Below are 19,642 nucleotides of genomic sequence, written 5' to 3'. Positions count from 1 at the left end.
CTTTTGTCCATATATTCCCGTATGACCCGCAAATACGCCCCTTCTGTCGCTGATATTGAAGCGCTTGCCTTCGACGCCCGGATGCGTCTTCCACCCATCTTTGTCGAAAAGGCGCTGGAAGTTGCCATTCGCGTCGAAAACATGCCGAACGCCGTGTTGCTGTCAGAGATGGAGATCGAAGACCCATTCGAACTGACGGCCGTTTACGAGGGCATCCCGCTGACGCAAAAATCCGTGTCCGATCAACCCTTCGCGCCGGACACTGTCACGCTGTTTCGCAGGCCGATCCTCGATGAATGGGCGTCGCGTGGGGATGTCTCGCTGGCTGAACTGGTGGGGCACATCGTTGTGCACGAATTTGCCCATCACTTCGGATGGTCGGACGAGGATATCGCGCAAATTGATCGCTGGTGGGAGTGATCAGCTGGGCCGCACTTTCCATGTTTTGTCGAGATCGCGCAGCCCTGCGCGGATCAGTTCGGCCAACACGTCCAGATCAATATCGGCCAGCTTGTTCACGTATAGGCAGGACTTGCCCATCCTGTATTTGCCAAGCCGGGTCAGGATGTCACCGTAATCTGCATATCCGGGCATGATATAGATCGAATGACGCGCCGTGCGCGGGGAAAAGCCAGTGGCCAGAAAGTCGCCTTCGCGTCCACTGTCATAGCGGTAGTGATAACGTCCATAGCCGATTATGGATGGCCCCCACATAACGGGCGAAAATCCAGTCACCTGACAAAACAACCGATCAAGCACCCGCGCGTCTTCACGTTTCGCAGGCGGTTCGGTTGTCGCGATAAATTCGGCGACGGCTTGTCCGGTCGGTTGTGTTTTGTTGTCGGCCATGCTGATCCCAAGTGCACGATTTTTACGCATGTCACGATTGCGTGACGCCATCCATTTCCGGTTGGATCTCCAGTATAGTGCAGGTTCGATTTTCATCAAAACTTGCTCTTACTTGGAGGTCACTCATGAAATCTTTTTCTGTTCCAAATCTGTCGCGTCGGCATCTTCTGATGGCGGGGGCCGCCGCCCCTTTGGCCGGTCTGGTCTCGGGTCCGGCACACGCCATGGCCCCGCAAATGGGATTGTCCAGCACGGCATCGCAGACCGTAAAGCTGGGTGGATTTGAGGTCACGACACTTTTGGCGGGTAATCGCACAGTGGAAGAGCCGCAAAGCATCTTTGGCATGAACGCCAGCGCGGAAGATTTTGCAGCCGCCTCTGATGCGGCAAATATCCCCACAACCGCCGCGCAGTTCTTCTTCACACCAACATTGGTCAACACCGGGTCAGAGCTTGTGCTGTTTGACACAGGCCTGAACCCGGCAGGGATCACGGCGGCATTGGCCGGGGCGGGCTATACGCCGGATCAGGTGGACATTGTTGTGCTGACCCACATGCACGGAGACCACATTGGCGGGCTGTCCGGCGATGCGGGAACTACCTTTCCCAACGCTCGCTATGTCACCGGTGCCGTTGAGTTCGACCATTGGGCAGCGGCGGGCAATGAGGGATTCGATGCCAAGGTCGCACCGCTGGCCGAACAAACCACGATGATCAATGGTGGCGATACGGTCGCATCCGGCATCGAAGCCGTCGAAGCCTTCGGCCACACGCCGGGCCACATGGCCTATCGGCTCGAAAGTGATGGCAAATCGCTGCTGATCGCAGCGGATTTCGCCAACCACTATGTCTGGTCGCTGGGTTATCCCGATTGGGAGGTGAAGTTCGACATGGACAAATCCGCCGCCGCCACAACCCGGCGCACCCTGCTGTCGATGCTGGCCGCCGAACGGATACCGTTCATCGGATACCACATGCCGTTCCCGGCGCTGGGCTATGCTGAAGCACGGGATGACCGCTTCCAATATGTCCCGCACAGCTATCAGCTTTTGATGGGTTAAAGCGCACAGGCGGCGGGGCGATCAGCTTTCGTCCCGCCAGCGGTTCACAATCGGATAACGGCGATCCAGCCAGAAACTTCGCATGGTCAGGCGGGTGCCCGGCGCGGATTGGAAGCGTTTGTATTCTGAGATGAAGATCAGATGTTCGACCTTCTTCACGGTCGCCCGGTCGAACCCGTCTGCCACCAGCTCAGCCACGGATTTTTCGTCGTCGATCAACCCTTCAAGGATCGCATCCAGAACCTCATAGGGTGGCAGGCTGTCTTCGTCTTTCTGATCGGGGCGCAGTTCAGCGGACGGAGGCTTGTCGATGATTGACACCGGAATAACCTCGCCTTCCGGCCCTTTCATCCAGTCGCGGTGATTGGCGTTGCGCCAACGACATTGCTCAAACACCCGCGTTTTATACAGGTCTTTGATCGGGTTATAGCCGCCGGACATGTCGCCATAGATGGTCGCATATCCCACCGCGACCTCGGATTTGTTGCCTGTGGTCAAGAGCATCGCACCGGTCTTGTTGGACAGCGCCATCAGCAGCAGGCCGCGCAGTCGGGACTGGATGTTTTCCTCGGTCACGTCGGGCGTGGTGCCTTCAAACAGCGGCGCCAACGTGTTGGTGATCGCGTCGCGCCCTTCCTTGATCGGCACGAAATCATAGGTGCAGCCAAGGCGCTGGGCGATGTCCTTGGCGTCATCCAGCGAACTTTGCGAGGTATATTCCGACGGCAACATCACACAGCGTACATTTTCCGGCCCCAAAGCATCCGCTGCGATGGTGGCAACAATCGCGCTGTCGATTCCACCCGACAGACCCAGAAGCACTTGCTTGAAGCCGGTCTTGCTCATGTAGTCGCGCAGGCTCTCGACCATCGCGCGATAATCCTGTTCCCACTCATCCCCATGCACAGCAATGGCGCCGGGGGCGATGCACCAGCCATCATCCGCGCGGTTCAGATCGAAATGCCGGATTTCTTCGTCAAAGGTTGCCATGCGGAAGGCAAGTTCTCCACCCGGATTAAGCGCGAACGATCCGCCATCGAACACCTGATCGTCCTGCCCGCCCACCATATTCAGATAGATCAGCGGCAGCCCCGTTTCGACGACACGCGCCACCATGTGGTTCACACGCACGTCGAACTTGCGCCGGTAATAGGGCGAGCCATTGGGGATCAGCAGAAACTCGGCACCGCTTTCGGCCAGCGTTTCGCAAACATCTTCGCCATGCCACGCGTCTTCGCAAATCGGGATACCGATGCGGATCGGGCCCATGGCAACCGGGCCTTGCGGGTCGGCGGATGTGAATTGGCGTTCTTCGTCAAACACAGTGAAGTTGGGCAGGCGCTGTTTCAAAACACGCGCGGCCACCTTGCCGCCGTGCAGAATGTAATAGGCGTTGAACAAATGCGCCCCGTCATGGAACGGTCCGCCAATGCCGATTGCAGGACCGTCGGCGCAATCCGCAGCAAGTTGATCGACCGCCGCCATCGCATCGCGAAAAAACTGAGGGCGCATCACAAGGTCTTGTGTCTGATAGCCTGTGATGAACGCTTCGGGCAGAGCCAGCAGGTCACTGCCTGCGGCCTTGGCCTGCCCCCACGCCTTGCGGGCCTTTTCAGCATTCGCGGCAATCGCGCCGACGGTGGGGTTTAGCTGCGCCAACGTCAGGCGGAAATGGTCACTCATCGCGCGTATCCTTCTGGCCCGGCGATCCCTGCCGGGTTTGATCTTGCGCTCAGATGTAACAGGTTTATGTGCAGGATAAAGTGCATGCGTTGGAAAACCGTTGTTTCAGGGCAGACCCTCGCATAGTCTTGGTGCGGGTTTGCGTGGGTTGAAGCGCGAAAAATGCACTCATTGAAAGAGGTTGGACATGGATCCCCTTCGTACAGGTTTTCGCGGTTTTGCGTTCTTCATGATGCTGGGCGCAGCGCCTGTCATGGCTCAGATCGAAACCAAGCAATACGAAGATGGCGCCGTCTATGAAGGGACGTTCAAGGGCGGTGTGCAGCACGGCATGGGCACGCTGCAACTGCCAACCGGTTATGAATATACCGGCGAATTTATTGAAGGCGAGATCATCGGCCAGGGCGTGGCGCGATTCCCCAACGGCTCGATCTATGAAGGCAGTTTTGCCAAGGGAAAACCCGAAGGCTTCGGCAAGATCACCTTTGCCGACGGATCGACGTTCGAGGGCGATTGGGTGGATGGCAAGATCAACGGATCCGGCCTGGCCATCTATGCCAACGGCATTAAATACGAAGGCGGATTTCGCAACGCCATGCATCACGGGCAGGGCCGGTTACAAAGTCCCACGGGCTATATCTACGAAGGCGACTGGGTTGCCGGCGTGAAAGAGGGGCGCGGCACTTCAACCTATGCCGATGGATCAGTGTATGATGGTGAAATGCGTGGGGGGGAACGCCATGGCACGGGCGTTTTGACTCAGGCGGATGGCATGATTTTCGATGGCACGTGGGAAAAAGGCCAGATGCAGGGTGAAGGTATCCTGAAACAGGCCAATGGCGACATTTATTCCGGCAATTTCGTAGCAGGTGCCCGTCAGGGGCAGGGGGTCGTCGAATACGCCAACGGTGATCGCTATGAAGGAAGTTTTGAAAGCGACAAGCGTCATGGACAGGGCGTTTTCGAAGGCGCTGATGGATATCGCTATGAAGGCAATTGGGTTGCTGGCGCCATCGAAGGCTCGGGCAAGGTGACTTATCCCGACGGCTCTGTTTACGAGGGGCAATTTCGTGACGGTCTGGCCGATGGCATGGGCGCGATTACTTACCCGGACGGCAACACCTATGAGGGTGAATGGAAGGCGGGTGTCATCGAAGGCAAAGGCGTTGCGCGCTATGCCAATGGCACGGTTTATGATGGCATGTTCAAAGACGCGCTGTATGACGGGCAGGGCAGTTTGACCACGGCGGACGGAACATCCTACGTCGGGGACTGGCAAGCAGGTCAGCCGCACGGTCAGGGGCGCTCGGTCTTCCCGGATGGCGCGACATATGAAGGCGGTTTCGTTGGCGGGCTGCGCGAAGGCAAAGGCAAATACACCGTGGCGGATGGGTTCTCATATGAAGGGGATTGGCTGTCGGGTCTGTTTCATGGACAAGGCGTCGCGATTTATGCGAATGGCGACCGCTACGAGGGCAGTTTCCAAAAAGGAAAGCGTCATGGTGAGGGCGTCGTGACCCGCGCAGACGGCAGTCAGGAAGACGGTACATGGGAAGACGGTGTCATCGCCGGGGCTGCCACGACATCGCCTGCGCCCGAGATTGACAGCGCAGCCGGGGAAGCGGCGGCAGAGGCCAGTTCGGACGCCGCCGCCAACTAAGCTGACCCCGACAATTTGTCAAAGCTTGCTCGAAAAAGGGGTTTATCTCGCGCCAAACCGCCCTATAGTCGCGCCCATGGTATCGCAGAAACATATCACACATTGCCCCGCGCAGGGCCTTCTGCTTCTTCTTAGCCGCCTCTGAGCGTGCCGTTTTGGCGCGACCGCTCAGGGGAACCGCCATACGCGCCACGAACCGGCCCGACCTTGGGCCACAAAGGCTAAGACACTTCTACTGAAAGACATGACAATGACCACCACATCGGATCACGTGTTGATTTTCGACACAACCTTGCGTGACGGCGAACAAAGCCCCGGCGCGACCATGACGCATGACGAGAAACTGGAAATCGCCGAGATGCTGGATGACATGGGCGTCGACATCATCGAAGCGGGTTTTCCGATTGCATCGGAAGGCGATTTCGCCGCGGTGCGCGAGATTGCGAAACGGTCGAAACAATCGGTGATTTGCGGGCTGAGCCGCGCGAATTTCAAGGATATCGACCGCTGCGCCGAAGCTGTTCGCCACGCCGCGAAACCGCGTATTCACACCTTTATCGGCACATCGCCCTTGCACCGGGATATCCCCAACCTGACCAAAGACGCGATGGCGGACCTGATCCATGAAACCGTGACGCATGCACGCAATCTGACTGACGATGTGCAGTGGTCGGCCATGGATGCGACCCGGACCGAACACGACTATCTGTGCCGGGTGATCGAGATTGCGATCAAAGCGGGCGCCACGACGATCAACATCCCCGACACGGTCGGCTATACCGCCCCGCGCGAAAGCGCAGACCTGATCCATATGCTGATCGAGAAAGTGCCGGGCGCGGACGAAGTGACGTTTGCAACCCATTGCCACAATGATCTGGGCATGGCGACGGCAAACTCGCTGGCCGCGGTCGAAGCGGGTGCGCGTCAGATTGAATGCACGATCAACGGATTGGGCGAACGCGCCGGCAACACGGCGCTGGAAGAGGTCGTGATGGCGTTGAAGGTGCGCCATGACATCATGCCGTGGAACACGCGAGTGGACACAAAAAAGATCATGAACATCTCACGTCGGGTGGCGCAGGTGTCTGGTTTTGCGGTGCAGTATAATAAGGCCATCGTTGGCAAGAACGCCTTTGCGCATGAAAGCGGAATTCACCAGGATGGGATGCTGAAGAACGCCGAGACGTTCGAGATCATGCGTCCTGAGGATGTTGGCCTGTCGGAGACCAGTCTGGTCTTGGGCAAACACTCGGGCCGGGCCGCGCTGCGCGACCGGTTGAATCAGTTGGGATTTGACGTGGGCGACAACCAGTTGAAGGACGTCTTCGTGCGCTTCAAGGAACTGGCCGACCGCAAGAAAGAGGTATTTGACGATGACCTGATCGCCCTGATGCGTGACGGGACTGACGCCGCCAATGACCGAATTCAGGTGAAATTCCTGCGTGTCATCTGTGGCACCGAAGCACCGCAATCCGCTGACCTGACGTTGGAGGTCGACGGCGTGGACCACCAGAAGACCGCCACGGGGGATGGACCGGTCGATGCGACCTTCAACGCGATACAACAACTGTTCCCCCACGACGCGCGGTTGCAACTGTATCAGGTGCATGCCGTGACCGAAGGGACCGACGCGCAAGCCACGGTGTCGGTGCGGATGGAGGAGAACGGCAAGATCGTCACCGGCCAGTCGTCCGACACCGATACGGTGGTGGCGTCCGCCAAGGCTTATGTGAACGCGCTGAACAACCTGTTGGTGCGGCGCGAGAAAACGAAGCCCGAGAGCGTTTGATCCATTGACCATCATGCGGGTGGGTTTACGCTCGCCCGTATGATACGCGCCCTGTCAAACCGCACCTATGCCACGCTATTCACCGCGCAGGTGGTGGCATTGCTGGGCACCGGGTTGATGACCATTGCACTGAGCCTGCTGGCCTATGATCTGGCAGGCGATGCGGCGGGCGCCGTTCTGGGCACGGCCTTTACCATCAAGATGCTTGCCTATGTCGGGTTGTCGCCGGTGCTGGCAGCGATTGCGGAGCGTCTGCCACGAAAGGCGGTGATGATCGGAGCGGATTTGGTGCGTGCGGCGGTGGCGCTGGCCCTGCCGTTTGTCTCTGAGGTTTGGCAGATATATGTCCTGATCTTTCTGCTGCAAACCGCATCGGCAAGTTTCACGCCGGTGTTTCAGGCCACGATACCTGATGTGTTGACCGATGAAGACGAATATACTCAGGCGCTTTCGCTGTCGCGCTTGGCCTATGATCTTGAAAACCTGCTTAGCCCATCCCTTGCCGCACTTCTGCTGCTGGTGATCTCGTTCCACGGGCTTTTCGTGGGGACGGTTGTGGGCTTTCTGGTTTCGGCGGCTCTCGTGGCGCAGACATCGCTTCCGCGCAGCGCACAATCAGCAGAGAAAAGACCGTTTCGCGAGCGCCTGACCCGCGGCAGTCGGATATATCTTGCGACGCCTCGGCTGCGCGGGCTTTTGGCGTTGAACCTGACCGCCGCCGCGATCGGTGCTTTCGTTCTGGTGAATTCGGTTGTGCTGGTTCGGGCGGAATACGGGTTGGGCGAACGGGCCTTGGGTGTCGCAATGGCCGCCTTCGGAGGTGGCTCGATGTTGGCCGCGATCTTGTTGCCACGCGTGCTGAGGCGGGTGCGGGAACGTGATGTGATGGTGCCGTCGGCAATTGCACTGACCGCGCTGGCCTTTGTATTTGCCGCGTTAAGTTGGGGTGCTTCCCTTCCTGCTTGGGGGGTGTTTCTGACGATCTGGGCGCTGATCGGCGCGCTCTATTCTGCGATCCTGACTCCTTCGGGACGGCTGTTGCGCATCTCGGCCCATTCCGAGGATCGACCGGCGATTTTTGCGGCACAGTTCGCACTCTCACATGCTTGCTGGCTTGTGACCTATCCTTTGGCCGGTTGGGTCGGGAAGGCGGCAGGGCTTTCGGTTTCGCTTCTGGTGCTTGGTGGGTTGGGTGTATTTGGTGTTCTGGCCGCTATCAGGTTCTGGCCTGCCAATGCCGAGCGGATTGTCGAACACAGCCATCCGCACTTGCCATCGGATCACCCCCACATGAAAGCCTATCTCGGTCAGGGACAAAACCATGCCCACGCTTTCATCATTGATGACGAACACAAGGTTTGGCCGACCCATGGTTAGGCAACCAGACCCAATCCATGACCAGACATTTTTCGCCTTTCCATTTAAGCGATAAGCCGCTTGCGAAAGCGTATTAGGTCTTTCACCTGAGCGTACTGAGCCTTATATATCCATCGGTCTGCGCCCAGCAAGGGAATCGCGGACGATAAGGGTATTCAAGCGGGGTAGGCAGTAATGGTTGGGTTTTCGAGTCTGTTTTCGTCGGACATGGCAATTGACCTTGGAACGGCGAACACTCTGGTTTACGTGAAGGGCAAGGGAATTGTCTTAAACGAACCTTCGGTCGTTGCCTACCATGTCAAGGACGGCGTCAAGAAAGTTCTGGCCGTGGGCGAAGATGCCAAGCTGATGCTGGGCCGGACCCCCGGATCCATCGAAGCCATCCGTCCCATGCGCGAAGGTGTGATCGCGGATTTCGACAGCGCGGAAGAAATGATCAAACACTTCATCCGCAAAGTGCACAAACGCACGACTTTCTCGAAACCGAAAATCATCGTTTGTGTCCCGCATGGCGCCACCCCCGTTGAAAAGCGCGCCATTCGCCAGTCGGTGATTTCCGCCGGTGCACGTAAGGCCGGGCTGGTTGCCGAACCGATTGCTGCCGCAATTGGGGCGGGGATGCCGATCACCGATCCCACGGGGAACATGGTTGTCGATATCGGTGGCGGCACGACCGAGGTTGCCGTGATGTCACTTGGTGACATCGTCTATGCACGCTCGGTTCGTGTGGGCGGCGACCGGATGGATGATGCGATCATCAACTACCTGCGTCGTCAGCAGAACATTCTGGTGGGCGAAACCACGGCAGAGCGCATCAAGACCTCGATCGGCACCGCACGTATGCCCGATGACGGGCGCGGGGCTTCATTGAAAATTCGTGGACGCGACCTGTTGAACGGCGTGCCCAAAGAAACCGAAATCAGTCAGGCGCAGGTGGCCGAAGCGTTGGCCGAACCCGTGCAACAAATCTGCGAAGCGGTGATGACCGCGCTGGAAGCAACCCCGCCCGATCTGGCGGCGGATATCGTGGACCGTGGTGTGATGCTGACCGGCGGCGGCGCGTTGTTGGGTGAACTGGACCTTGCGCTGCGTGAACAGACTGGGTTGTCAATCTCGGTCGCGGATGAAAGCCTGAACTGCGTGGCGCTGGGCACCGGCAAGGCGCTGGAGTTCGAAAAGCAACTGCGCCACGTCATCGACTACGACAGCTGACCGGCCCGCCCCGTATCGTCGGGGCTGGTCTCGTCTGGTGTGACCGGAGGCCAACTTGGCAAAAAAGAGCAATCAGAGCGACATCTATGCCCGCCCGCTGCGCAGGCTTATGGTCGGGATTCTGATGGTTTGTCTGTTTTTGGTCTTCCTTGTCTGGCGCATCGACAGTCCACGCGTGGAACGGTTTCGCGCCAATCTGGTGGATCGTGTGGTGCCCAGTTTCGATTGGGCCTTGGTGCCCGTCACGAAACTTGTGGGTATGGTCGAGGATTTTCAGTCCTACCAACGTATCTATGAACAAAATCAGGAATTGCGCCGCGAATTGCAGCAGATGAAAGCCTGGAAAGAGGCCGCGCTTCAACTGGAACAGGAGAACGCGCAACTTCTGAACCTGAACAATGTCAGGCTGGATGCGCAACTGTCCTATGTAACCGGCGTCGTGTTGACCGATAGCGGGTCGCCGTTCCGGCAATCGGTGCTTCTGAACATCGGGGCGCGCGACGGGATAATTGACGGTTGGGCCACCACGGACGGTCTGGGCTTGGCGGGCCGTATCTCGGGTGTCGGTCAGAAAACAAGCCGTGTCATTCTTCTGACTGACAGCAACAGCCGTGTGCCGATCATGGTTCAACCTTCGGGACAGACGGCCTTGCTGGTGGGCGACAACTCGGCCGCGCCACCGATTGATTTCCTTGAAGCGCCGGAAAAAGTGCGCCCGGGCGACCGTGTTGTCTCGTCAGGTGACGGAGGGGTTTTCCCGGCGGGGCTTTTGGTGGGGCACGTCGCCATGGGCACTGACCGTCGTTTGCGTGTCCGTCTTTCCGCCGATTATGAGCGGTTGGAGTTTCTGCGGGTTCTACGCAGTCACCCCGGCGAAAAAGTGGATGATGACGGGGCTTTGATCGTCTCGACGCCTGCGCTTCCCCCGCTGCCAGAAACGATCATTGATGACCTGGAACCCGACGCGCAATCCGATACGTCCTCGGCGGAAGGAGCCGACGGATGACGGACCACCTTACCCTCATGCGTTGGCTGTTCTCGATGGCACTTGCCGCTATCGCGGCGGTTGTGCTGTTCGCCCGTCTTTTGCCGATCGACCTTACGCCGGGGCGCTTTCCCGGCCCAGACATCCTGTTGGCTTTCACCTTCGCATGGGTGCTGCGCCGTCCGGATTATGTGCCGGTCCTTCTGGTCGCGATCCTGTTTTTTCTGATGGACATGTTACTGTTGCGTGTGCCTGGCGTTTGGCCTTTGATGGTTGTTGCAGGGTCCGAGTTCCTGAGGCGCCGCGAATCCGGTCTGCGCGAACAGCCATTCCTTGTCGAATGGGGGCTGGTCGCGATGACGCTGTTCGCCATGCTGATCGGGCAGCGAGTCTTGTTGGCGGTGTTCTTTGTTGATCAGGTGCCACTTGGCCGAGAACTGATGCAGTTGATTTCGACGACGGGGGCCTATCCGCTGGTGGTCTTTGTATCGGTCTTTCTGCTGGGCGTTGAAAAACTGCAACCCGGTGATGATGCAATTACAAGGCAAACGTCATGAAACGATCGCCAATTGATACCGAGAAAAGCGCGCGCGGCATCACCCGTCGAGGTCTTTTTCTTGGCGGATTGCAAGTATCTTTCGCTGCCTTGCTGGTGGGTCGAATGCGGTTCATGCAGGTCGATCAGACCGAAGAATATCGCACACTTGCAGAAGAAAACCGCATCAAGTTTCAACTGATCCCGCCCGCCCGTGGCATGATCCATGACCGGAATGGAAAGCTGATCGCGGGCAACGAGCAGAACTATCGCATCGTCCTGGTGCGCGAAGACGCCGGTGATCCTGCCAAGGTTTTGAAACGGTTGCGCAAGATCGTCTGGATCGAGGATGAAGAGATTGCACGTATCCTGTCCGAGATGAAGCGGCGCAGTTCATTTGTGCCGGTCACGGTGGCGGATCGTGTGGCCTGGGAAGATGTTGCCGAAGTTGCGATCAATGCGCCCGTGTTGCCAGGAATCACGCCCGAGGTCGGATTGTCGCGTATTTATCCCCGAGCCTCCGATTTCGCACATGTGGTCGGCTATGTCGGTCCGGTGTCCGACTATGATCTTGGCAAACTGGAAGACCCGGACCCGCTTCTGCAAATTCCGCGTTTTCAGATAGGCAAAAGCGGGGTTGAGGCGAAGCTGGAACTGTCTCTGCGCGGCTCAGCCGGCACGCGCGAAGTCGAGGTCAACGCAGTCGGGCGTGAAATGCGCGAACTCGGCCGGGAAGATGGGCAGGCGGGCGACAATATCCAGTTAACCATCGATGCGGATCTTCAAGCCTATGTTCAGGCGCGGATGGCAGGTGAGAGCGCGGCGGCGGTGGTCATGGACACGCAAACCGGCGATATATTGGCCATCGGATCGACCCCGTCCTTTGACCCAAATAAATTCGTCCGGGGCATTTCGGGACCGGATTACAAGGCGCTGCTGGACGACCCTTACCGCCCGCTCGCGGCAAAACCGGCACAAGGCACCTATCCGCCGGGATCGACATTCAAAATGATGACGGCATTGGCCGCGCTGGAAGAAGGCGTGATAGGGGTCGATGAAATCGTAAAATGTATCGGGTATATTGAAGTTCGCAATCGACGGTTTCATTGCTGGAAACGGGCTGGGCACGGCAAGGTCGATTTGGTGAAAGGCCTGCGTGAAAGCTGCGACGTCTACTACTATGAGATCGCGCAACGGGTGGGGATTGACAAGATCGCCGCGATGGCCCGACGTTTCGGTCTGGGCGAGCAGCCTGATCTGCCACTGTCCGCAGTCGCGGATGGTTTGATTCCGGACAAGGCATGGAAAAGAGAAGCCCGCGGCGCCGAATGGGTGATAGGCGACAGCCTGAATGCGGGGATCGGACAAGGCTTCGTGTTGACATCGCCGCTGCAACTGGCCGTGATGACGGCGCGGGTTGCGACTGGTCAAGCCATTTCCGCACGGCTGGTGCGCGCGATCAACGGGGTGGAGCAGCCGATCCTGAACGATGGACCGCTGGGCATCGGACAAGCCAATCTGGAGATCGTCCGGCAAGGGATGTACGAGGTTGTGAATGCCAAACGTGGCACGGCTGGGCGCTCCAGGATCGTAGCCGAAGGTCTTCGCATGTCCGGCAAGACCGGCACCAGCCAAGTGCGTAATATCACCAAAGCAGAACGCGCGCGCGGTGTGACCCGCAACGAAGACTTGCCGTGGAACCGGCGCGACCACGCGCTGTTTGTCTGCTATGCGCCGGCAGAAGCACCGCGATACGCGGTATCTGTGGTGGTGGAGCATGGCGGTGGCGGATCAACGGTCGCCGCCCCGATCGCGCGCGATATTCTGCTGCAAACCATTTACGAGGGCGAACCGCCGATTGAAGCCTATCCCTCCAGCCAACGTGGCACCATTCGATCGCGTCAGCGCGAGATAGAAGAATTGCTGAGCCGCCCCCCTGCCGAACGCTTTGCTGATCGGAACGATCAGGCATGAGTTATCTGGAGTATAACGTAAAATACGTGCCAACCGGTTTGCGGAAGGTGCTTTACATCAACTGGTTTCTCGTCCTGCTTCTGACAGCAGCGGCCTGCGTGGGATTCCTGATGCTCTATTCCGTGGCCGGGGGCAGCATGGAGCCGTGGGCTTCGGCACAGATGAAACGGTTCGCCCTTGGTATGTCGCTGATGTTTGCCGTCGCGATGGTGCCGATCTGGTTTTGGCGCAACATGGCAGGGCTGGGATATATCATATCGCTGGTCCTGTTGGTCCTTGTCGAGTTTGTCGGCTCGACCGGTATGGGGGCGCAGCGTTGGATAGATTTGGGATTCATTCGATTGCAGCCATCCGAGTTGTCGAAAATCACCATGGTGATGATCCTTGCCGCCTATTACGACTGGCTTGATATCAAGAAGGTCTCGCGCCCGTTCTGGGTGCTGTTGCCGATCATCCTGATCCTGTTGCCGACCGCGTTGGTTCTGAAGCAACCGGACCTTGGCACGTCGATCCTTTTGCTTGTGGGCGGCGGTGCGATCATGTTTCTGGCCGGTGTCAGCCTGTGGTATTTCGGCGTGGTGATGGCGGCGGGAATTGGGCTGGTGACAACTGTGTTCATGTCACGCGGCACGGATTGGCAGTTGTTGAAGGACTATCAATACCGCCGCATTGATACCTTTCTGGACCCGTCAACCGACCCGCTGGGGGCGGGGTATCACATCACCCAGTCGAAGATCGCGCTGGGGTCGGGGGGGTGGACTGGTCGGGGCTTCATGCAAGGCACGCAATCACGGTTGAACTTCCTGCCGGAAAAGCAGACAGATTTCATCTTTACCACCCTCGCAGAAGAGCTGGGCTTCATCGGCGGCGTATCCCTGCTGGCGCTCTATGTTCTGATCCTGGCATTTTGTATCGCCGCGGCTCTGCAAAACAAGGATCGGTTCAGTTCGCTTTTGATATTGGGCGTGGCGGTCACGTTCTTTCTGTTCTTTGCGGTGAACATGTCGATGGTGATGGGGCTGGCACCTGTTGTGGGTGTGCCGTTGCCGCTGGTCAGCTATGGTGGTTCGGCGATGCTGGTTCTGCTGGTGGGCTTTGGACTGGTTCAAAGCGCACATGTCCACAGGGCGAGGCAGAAACGGTGAGCATCAATGTCCTCTACGCCGGCAATCCCAAACTTTGGCCGGTCTATGACTTCGAACTGAGCAAAGCGCTGGATGAGCATGGTATCTCCGCCCACTTGTCGCGCGACATCACCCCTGAGGATGTGGATTATATCGTCCATGCCCCGAACGGTCCGGTGCAGGATTTCCGATCTTTCACGCGCACTAAAGCCGTGCTTGGCCTGTGGGCGGGCGTTGAAAAGGTGGTGGGCAACCCGACTTTGACGCAACCCTATACCCGGATGGTCGATGACGGGTTAACCGAAGGGATGACCGAGTGGGTCACGGGCCATGTGCTGCGCCACCATCTTGGGATGGATCAGTATATTCACAGAACCGACCCAATCTGGTATCAGCCCGCCCCACCTTTGGCGCGTGATAGGACGATCGCTGTTCTGGGCCTTGGGGCCTTGGGGGCGGCTGTCGCGCAGTCGCTGCGGGCGCTGAACTTCAATGTCTGCGGCTGGAGCCGAAACCAGAAAGACATCGCTGGCATTGACTGCCACAGCGGGGACGACGGGTTGCGCGACGTGCTGTCCCGTGCCGAAATCGTTGTCCTTCTGCTGCCCAGGACATCGGCCACCAAGAACATCTTGAATGCCGAGCGTCTGGGTTGGTTGCCGACGGGCGCCGTGATCATAAATCCGGGGCGGGGGCCGTTGATCGACGATCAGGCATTGTTGGCCGCGCTGGACAGCGGGCAGGTTGGTCATGCCACCCTTGATGTGTTCCGGGTTGAACCCTTGCCCGATGATGATCCCTATTGGGCGCATCCCAAGGTGACGGTCACACCGCATATCGCGGCAGATACCCGCCCGACCTCAGCGGCGCGGGTCATTGCGGAAAACATCCGACGGGGCGAGGCAGGTGAGCCGCTGTTGCACGTGGTTGATCGGGGTGCCGGGTATTGATTGGGTCTGTCGCCTAGATGTCCATCCAGATCGTCACCGGTCCGTCGTTCACCAGCGAGACTTTCATATCCGCCCCGAAGCGTCCCTGCTCGGTCGAAATCCCAAGCTGGCGCAGGGCATCCGCGAAGTGATCATACAGCCGTTCCCCTTCGGCGGGGATCGCGGCGGTGGAAAAGCCCGGACGGTTGCCACGCGATGTGTCAGCGGCCAGCGTGAACTGGCTGACCACCAACGCGCCACCTCCGGTATCAAGCAACGAGCGATTCATCTTACCCGCATCATCCTTGAAAATGCGCAGTTTCGCGATCTTGGCGGCCAGCGCATCGGCATTGGCGTCGCTGTCGCCCTCCATCGCGCAAACAAGGATGAGCAGACCCGGCCCGGTCTGTCCAATCTGTTCGTCATCGACATGGACGGCGGCTTGGCTGACGCGTTGGATCAAGGTTCTCATGCTTGGTTTTCCTCTCCATGCCGGCGCACCCATTCATCCAGCGGCGCGCGCGTGGTGCGAAAATCGTTCGCGGGGTGCGTTTCATCGGCATAGCCGAAGGATATCCCGCACAGGATGATGCGATCTTCCGCCAGACCGAACCAGTTGCGCAGAAAAGGCGCATAGGCTGCGACGGCGGCTTGCGGAATCGAGGCGATGCCAAGCGATGTGGCCGCCAGTGTGAAGCCCGTGATGAATCCGCCGCAGTCCAGAAAGGCATAGGAGCCAAGCTCGGCCGGGGCGGTCAGCAAGGCAAAGCAGGGCGCGCCGAACAGTCGGAAGTTTTCCATCATCTGTTGGGCCGATGCCGCCCGATCGCCCCGCGCCACGCCAACGCTTTCATAAAGCTGCAAGCCGCAGGTCTTGCGCCGGGACTGATGCACACCGGTAAAGGCGCTGGGCCAAGGAATGTCGGGGGTTTGGGCGGCAGTCATCGCGTGGCTATAAAGTGCAGTGCGCAGACGATCTGTTTCAGCGCCCAGTGTGACATCGACCTGCCATGGCTGCGCGTTGCACCAGCTTGGCACTTTTTGCGCGGCGGTCAGGATTTGGGTGATCGTCTCGTCACGCACCGGATCGGACCGAAATGCGCGGCAGGAATGTCGGGTGCCAAGAAGCGCCGTAAAATCTTCATATTGCATTGTGGGGTCCTATTGGCTTTGGGCCGATAGATAACCGATTGTTGCCGCCACAATCAGCCCCAAAATTACAGCGAAAGTGATCTTCCACGCGGAGTAGGGCCGTTCACCTTGCACGCGCCCGTTTTGCCCATTCACCACGAACCGATAGGTCTTGCCGCGATACTTGTAGGCGGCGAGCCAGACCGGCAGCAGAATGTGTTTGAAAGTCACGTCTGACATCTTTGTATCCATGGAGGTGACGCGCTGGCGGTCCCCTCCAATGTCGAATTTCACATCCCGCAGGATGATCCGGTTCATATAATCGCGGGCTTCGGAAAAGCCCTGCTCCAGATCGACGGTGTAGCCCTCGGCCTGAAACCCGGCCAGATATTCGGGTCGGTAAGGTTCAAGCCGCGACAGGTCCCATGGTTCCAGCGCATCGGTGTATTTTTTCGGCAATCCGCGTGACGCCAGCACAATAACATCATCGAAGAACCGCGCGACCCGCCCGGACACCGGGCGCCACCTGACGGTTTGCGAGCGCTGCTGACGTCGTTTGCCATTGATCGACACCGTTCGAACGCGGTCATGCACCGTGCCGCGTTGACCGCTATAGGTCGTGCGCGTGTCGGCGTCATAGGTCCAATAGGGGACATAGATCCCGGACATGCGGCGCCCCTTTCGAGCGTATTCACGCAGGCCGTTGGGTGCAAACCACAACCGCCCCAGCCATTTGGTCATCGCCTTATGCGCATCGCGTTCCTTGATCTCAAACGGGGCAAGACCCTTGGGCTTAATCCGCCGATGCGCGCCTGTGTCGGTGACAATCGGCGTGGCGCAGAATGGGCATTCCGAGGCGTGAGTCTTTCCGTCGAACTCGATCAACGCTGCACAGTTCGGACAGGTCAAGACGCGTGTGACCTCGATCTCTGATTCAGGCAGTTGTTCGGACAGCGCACGTTTCAGATCCAGTTCGCGAATGACCGCGACGGCTTGCGGACGATCATCAATCGCCTGTTCAGCACCACAGTAATCGCAGGTCAGCAAGTTGCGTTCTGGATCGAAGCGCAGATCTGCCCCGCATTGATTGCAGGGGAAGCGATATTCTTCCAATGGCGCTTGGGGGTCTTCTGTGTCTTCGCGCGGATTGGCCATCCGGGTCAGCCTCGTATCTCAGGCAGTGGAAAGGGTCGGGCGGCACTAGGGTCGCCCAAAGCGATCAAGCGCCCGGAGCGGGGGGTGGCAGAACGGTGAACAACTGGGCCAGCTCTGAAACGTCTTCAGCCCGTTTCCAACCATCCTGACCGGGGGTCCAGACATGGGTGTCGCGTGTCAGACCACCGGAAGCAGACATGCGGCCCAATGCAGCCTTGGAAAATGGCCCCTTGGTTTCGCCATTTTCCGCAACATGCCAGACACGCTCGACCGGTGGCGGTGGAGGCGCTTGAGGGGCGGTTGCCGCGGGAGCAGCCCCCCAAGGACCGGCCTGTGCCATCTGTCCAGCCATCGCCATACCCATTCCCACACCTAGCCCCGCGCCCATGCCGCCGCCGCTGGGGTTCTGCGCGGCGGCAGTCATGGCTTCGGCGGCGGAATACTGTGTGAACGCGCCCAGATCGCCAGCCACACCCATCGAGGTGCGCTTGTCCAAGGCGGCCTCGACCGCTGGGGGAAGAGAGATGTTTTCGATGTAGAATTCTGGGATGATCAGGCCATATTCGGCGATGATCCCCGAAATTTCGGCGGCGATAAGTTTACCCAGATCAGCCGTGTTTGCGGCCATGTCCAGCACTGGGATGCCCGAACCCGCAATCACGCGGCTGAAGGCTTGCACGATGATGTTGCGGATCTGAAAGCTGATCTCGTCCATCGTGAATTCGCCGTCTGTGCCCACGATTTCAACCAGAAACTTCGCCGGGTCCGAGACGCGAACACTGTAGGTGCCGAAGGCACGGATGCGCGTCGGCCCGAATTCTGGGTCACGCAACATGATCGGGTTCTTCGTGCCCCATTTCAGGTCGTTGAATCTGGTCGTGTTGACGAAATAGACCTCGGACTTGAAGGGCGATTTGAACCCGTGGTCCCAGTTGTTGATCGTGGTCAGGATCGGCATGTTGTTGGTTTCCAACATGTAAAGTCCCGGTGTGAACACGTCGGCCAACTGGCCTTCATGGACAAATACGGCGGCTTGCCCTTCGCGCACCGTCAGTTTCGCACCATATTTGATCTCGTGGTCTTCACGTTCGAACCGCCAGACCATGGTGTCGCGGGTGTCATCCACCCAATGAATAACGTCGATAAATTCGCCGGTCAGAAAATCAAGAATTCCCATTGTTACGCTCCCTCCCTGGGGTGTCGGTCATACTGCGCCGCCGGTCAATTCGGCGGCAATTTGTTTGATGATTGGGCGAGCCTCGTCCGCCGTCATGTTCGGTCGCAACCGATCATCATAAAGCATACGAAGCAGGTTTTCGTCATGCGTGGTCAGAAGACCGAATTCCTCGTCATCATTGAAGATCGACGGGCGGGCCATCGGGCTGTCATTGGATAGACCCAACCCTTGAGCAACTTCTTCATGGATGCAGGAGGTTCGCATCAGATCCGGGTGTTCGCTGCGGATCACGGCTACCGCTTGCTCGAACTGGCCATTATTGGCCGGGTCACGCCCAAAAACGAGACAATAGGTATCACGCGGCATGTCGATCACCGCACGTTGGCTAAGCGCACTGATCCCGGGAACAACCCGGCGCAGTTCCGGCCCGAAGGCTTTGCGCTCATCCTCGTTCAGAATATAGACGTGAAAATTTCCATCTCCATTGGTCATGCTGATCGGGTGGCCGGTGATCCGGGCCAGTCTGCGCACGTATCTGGACAGAGTGGCCCGATCTTGTGCCTTTTGCTCGTCCGGTGTGGACAATCCAAACTGTAGAGACACCCGCACCGGTTTTTCCCACCGCGTCAGGCGCGATGCATTTTCACGTGCGATCAGGCGTCCGCCGGCTGACGAATATTCCTGAAAGAACGCGATACGCTCGAAATTACGCGCAAGCATGGCCGCGCTGAACGGCACATCAGCGCCGCCCCCGTCGGTGCGCAACAGGCCCTGCGTCAACAAGCTGCGTTGAACGCTGGTGTAATAGGCGGCCAATGCCTTGCTTTCCGCACTGGGCACCACGGGGATCGAGATTGCCCTTGGTTTCGGTGTGGGCGATGTGGGCAGGCCCGCCCCGCTGGGACCGGCCATCTGACATCCCGACAGCGCCAGCATCACTGCCAACGCTCCGGTTGCCTTCGTCAAAGCGTTTCGCCGCATTCCGTCCCTTTCGCAGTCCG

The 19,642-nt window shown here is 58.6% G+C and carries 18 protein-coding genes; 11 read left to right on the top strand and 7 right to left on the bottom strand.

Annotated elements, in window-relative coordinates:
- Positions 1-21: 21 nt before the first annotated feature.
- Positions 22-420, top strand: a complete 399-nt coding sequence (locus BMY55_RS13605) for a metallopeptidase family protein (protein WP_091431414.1) — start codon at positions 22-24, stop codon at positions 418-420.
- Here BMY55_RS13605 and BMY55_RS13600 read toward each other — a convergent pair whose 3' ends face one another.
- Positions 421-849, bottom strand: a complete 429-nt coding sequence (locus BMY55_RS13600) for a DUF1801 domain-containing protein (RefSeq protein ID WP_091432618.1) — start codon at positions 847-849, stop codon at positions 421-423. It abuts the gene before it with no gap.
- A 125-nt stretch (positions 850-974) separates the two neighbouring features.
- Between BMY55_RS13600 and BMY55_RS13595 the strand changes: the two genes are divergently transcribed.
- Positions 975-1,910: an MBL fold metallo-hydrolase gene (locus BMY55_RS13595; RefSeq protein ID WP_091431413.1), complete on the top strand. Its 936-nt coding sequence runs from the start codon at positions 975-977 to the stop codon at positions 1,908-1,910.
- A 21-nt stretch (positions 1,911-1,931) separates the two neighbouring features.
- Here BMY55_RS13595 and BMY55_RS13590 read toward each other — a convergent pair whose 3' ends face one another.
- Positions 1,932-3,593, bottom strand: a complete 1,662-nt coding sequence (locus BMY55_RS13590) for an NAD+ synthase (protein ID WP_091431411.1) — start codon at positions 3,591-3,593, stop codon at positions 1,932-1,934.
- 187 nt (positions 3,594-3,780) lie between these two features.
- Here BMY55_RS13590 and BMY55_RS13585 point away from each other — a divergent pair, with 187 nt between their 5' ends.
- The 9 genes from BMY55_RS13585 to BMY55_RS13545 all read left to right on the top strand — a co-directional run bounded on the left by BMY55_RS13585 (position 3,781) and on the right by BMY55_RS13545 (position 15,199).
- Complete coding sequence (locus BMY55_RS13585; RefSeq protein WP_091431409.1) at positions 3,781-5,253, top strand: MORN repeat-containing protein; 1,473 nt, start codon at positions 3,781-3,783, stop codon at positions 5,251-5,253.
- A gap of 244 nt (positions 5,254-5,497) precedes the next feature.
- Complete coding sequence (locus BMY55_RS13580; RefSeq protein WP_091431408.1) at positions 5,498-7,042, top strand: 2-isopropylmalate synthase; 1,545 nt, start codon at positions 5,498-5,500, stop codon at positions 7,040-7,042.
- Between the two features lie 39 nt (positions 7,043-7,081).
- Positions 7,082-8,419 carry an MFS transporter gene (locus BMY55_RS13575; RefSeq protein ID WP_091431406.1) on the top strand — a complete coding sequence of 446 codons (1,338 nt, stop codon included), beginning with the start codon at positions 7,082-7,084 and terminating at the stop codon, positions 8,417-8,419.
- 174 nt (positions 8,420-8,593) lie between these two features.
- Complete coding sequence (locus BMY55_RS13570) at positions 8,594-9,631, top strand: rod shape-determining protein (RefSeq protein WP_091431404.1); 1,038 nt, start codon at positions 8,594-8,596, stop codon at positions 9,629-9,631.
- Positions 9,632-9,686: 55 nt separating this feature from the next.
- Complete coding sequence (gene mreC, locus BMY55_RS13565) at positions 9,687-10,637, top strand: rod shape-determining protein MreC (RefSeq protein ID WP_091431402.1); 951 nt, start codon at positions 9,687-9,689, stop codon at positions 10,635-10,637.
- A complete protein-coding gene (locus BMY55_RS13560; RefSeq protein WP_091431400.1) occupies positions 10,634-11,173 on the top strand; it encodes a hypothetical protein in 540 nt (179 codons plus the stop codon). The genes mreC and BMY55_RS13560 overlap by 4 nt, the downstream gene beginning before the upstream one ends.
- Positions 11,170-13,125: a penicillin-binding protein 2 gene (gene mrdA, locus BMY55_RS13555; RefSeq protein WP_091431398.1), complete on the top strand. Its 1,956-nt coding sequence runs from the start codon at positions 11,170-11,172 to the stop codon at positions 13,123-13,125. The genes BMY55_RS13560 and mrdA overlap by 4 nt, the downstream gene beginning before the upstream one ends.
- Positions 13,122-14,270 carry a rod shape-determining protein RodA gene (gene rodA / locus BMY55_RS13550; protein WP_091431396.1) on the top strand — a complete coding sequence of 383 codons (1,149 nt, stop codon included), beginning with the start codon at positions 13,122-13,124 and terminating at the stop codon, positions 14,268-14,270. The genes mrdA and rodA overlap by 4 nt, the downstream gene beginning before the upstream one ends.
- Entirely contained in the window at positions 14,267-15,199 is a 933-nt protein-coding gene (locus BMY55_RS13545) for a 2-hydroxyacid dehydrogenase (RefSeq protein WP_091431394.1), read from the top strand. The genes rodA and BMY55_RS13545 overlap by 4 nt, the downstream gene beginning before the upstream one ends.
- Before the next feature lie 13 nt (positions 15,200-15,212).
- Here BMY55_RS13545 and dtd read toward each other — a convergent pair whose 3' ends face one another.
- The 5 genes from dtd to BMY55_RS13520 form a co-directional block, all read right to left on the bottom strand.
- Positions 15,213-15,650, bottom strand: coding sequence for a D-aminoacyl-tRNA deacylase (gene dtd / locus BMY55_RS13540; protein WP_091431392.1), 438 nt, complete (start codon positions 15,648-15,650; stop codon positions 15,213-15,215).
- Positions 15,647-16,330: a nitroreductase gene (locus tag BMY55_RS13535; protein ID WP_091431390.1), complete on the bottom strand. Its 684-nt coding sequence runs from the start codon at positions 16,328-16,330 to the stop codon at positions 15,647-15,649. The genes dtd and BMY55_RS13535 overlap by 4 nt, the downstream gene beginning before the upstream one ends.
- Before the next feature lie 9 nt (positions 16,331-16,339).
- A complete protein-coding gene (locus tag BMY55_RS13530) occupies positions 16,340-17,464 on the bottom strand; it encodes a TFIIB-type zinc finger domain-containing protein (RefSeq protein ID WP_091431389.1) in 1,125 nt (374 codons plus the stop codon).
- Positions 17,465-17,528: 64 nt separating this feature from the next.
- The gene (locus tag BMY55_RS13525) at positions 17,529-18,641 is read right to left on the bottom strand and encodes an SPFH domain-containing protein (protein ID WP_091431387.1); all 1,113 of its coding nucleotides are present in this window, start codon (positions 18,639-18,641) and stop codon (positions 17,529-17,531) included.
- Positions 18,642-18,668: 27 nt separating this feature from the next.
- On the bottom strand, positions 18,669-19,622 hold the full coding sequence (locus BMY55_RS13520) for a DUF2927 domain-containing protein (RefSeq protein WP_091431385.1): 954 nt from the start codon (positions 19,620-19,622) through the stop codon (positions 18,669-18,671).
- Positions 19,623-19,642 lie beyond the last annotated feature (20 nt).

The organism is Aliiroseovarius sediminilitoris, from assembly GCF_900109955.1.
GTDB classification, from domain to species: Bacteria; Pseudomonadota; Alphaproteobacteria; order Rhodobacterales; family Rhodobacteraceae; genus Aliiroseovarius; species Aliiroseovarius sediminilitoris.
The sequence above is the reverse complement of the archived record's forward strand: the minus strand, read 5'-3'. Positions and strand labels throughout refer to the sequence as shown.

Coding starts and splice junctions, on each gene's coding strand:
- BMY55_RS13585 (WP_091431409.1), top strand. CDS start 3,781: ATGGATCCCCTTCGTACAGGTTTTCGCGGTTTTGCGTTCTTCATGATG.
- mrdA (WP_091431398.1), top strand. CDS start 11,170: ATGAAACGATCGCCAATTGATACCGAGAAAAGCGCGCGCGGCATCACC.
- BMY55_RS13580 (WP_091431408.1), top strand. CDS start 5,498: ATGACAATGACCACCACATCGGATCACGTGTTGATTTTCGACACAACC.
- BMY55_RS13605 (WP_091431414.1), top strand. CDS start 22: ATGACCCGCAAATACGCCCCTTCTGTCGCTGATATTGAAGCGCTTGCC.
- BMY55_RS13530 (WP_091431389.1), bottom strand. CDS start 17,464: ATGGCCAATCCGCGCGAAGACACAGAAGACCCCCAAGCGCCATTGGAA.
- BMY55_RS13590 (WP_091431411.1), bottom strand. CDS start 3,593: ATGAGTGACCATTTCCGCCTGACGTTGGCGCAGCTAAACCCCACCGTC.
- BMY55_RS13535 (WP_091431390.1), bottom strand. CDS start 16,330: ATGCAATATGAAGATTTTACGGCGCTTCTTGGCACCCGACATTCCTGC.
- BMY55_RS13600 (WP_091432618.1), bottom strand. CDS start 849: ATGGCCGACAACAAAACACAACCGACCGGACAAGCCGTCGCCGAATTT.
- BMY55_RS13525 (WP_091431387.1), bottom strand. CDS start 18,641: ATGGGAATTCTTGATTTTCTGACCGGCGAATTTATCGACGTTATTCAT.
- BMY55_RS13595 (WP_091431413.1), top strand. CDS start 975: ATGAAATCTTTTTCTGTTCCAAATCTGTCGCGTCGGCATCTTCTGATG.
- BMY55_RS13560 (WP_091431400.1), top strand. CDS start 10,634: ATGACGGACCACCTTACCCTCATGCGTTGGCTGTTCTCGATGGCACTT.
- BMY55_RS13520 (WP_091431385.1), bottom strand. CDS start 19,622: ATGCGGCGAAACGCTTTGACGAAGGCAACCGGAGCGTTGGCAGTGATG.
- rodA (WP_091431396.1), top strand. CDS start 13,122: ATGAGTTATCTGGAGTATAACGTAAAATACGTGCCAACCGGTTTGCGG.
- BMY55_RS13570 (WP_091431404.1), top strand. CDS start 8,594: ATGGTTGGGTTTTCGAGTCTGTTTTCGTCGGACATGGCAATTGACCTT.
- dtd (WP_091431392.1), bottom strand. CDS start 15,650: ATGAGAACCTTGATCCAACGCGTCAGCCAAGCCGCCGTCCATGTCGAT.
- BMY55_RS13575 (WP_091431406.1), top strand. CDS start 7,082: ATGATACGCGCCCTGTCAAACCGCACCTATGCCACGCTATTCACCGCG.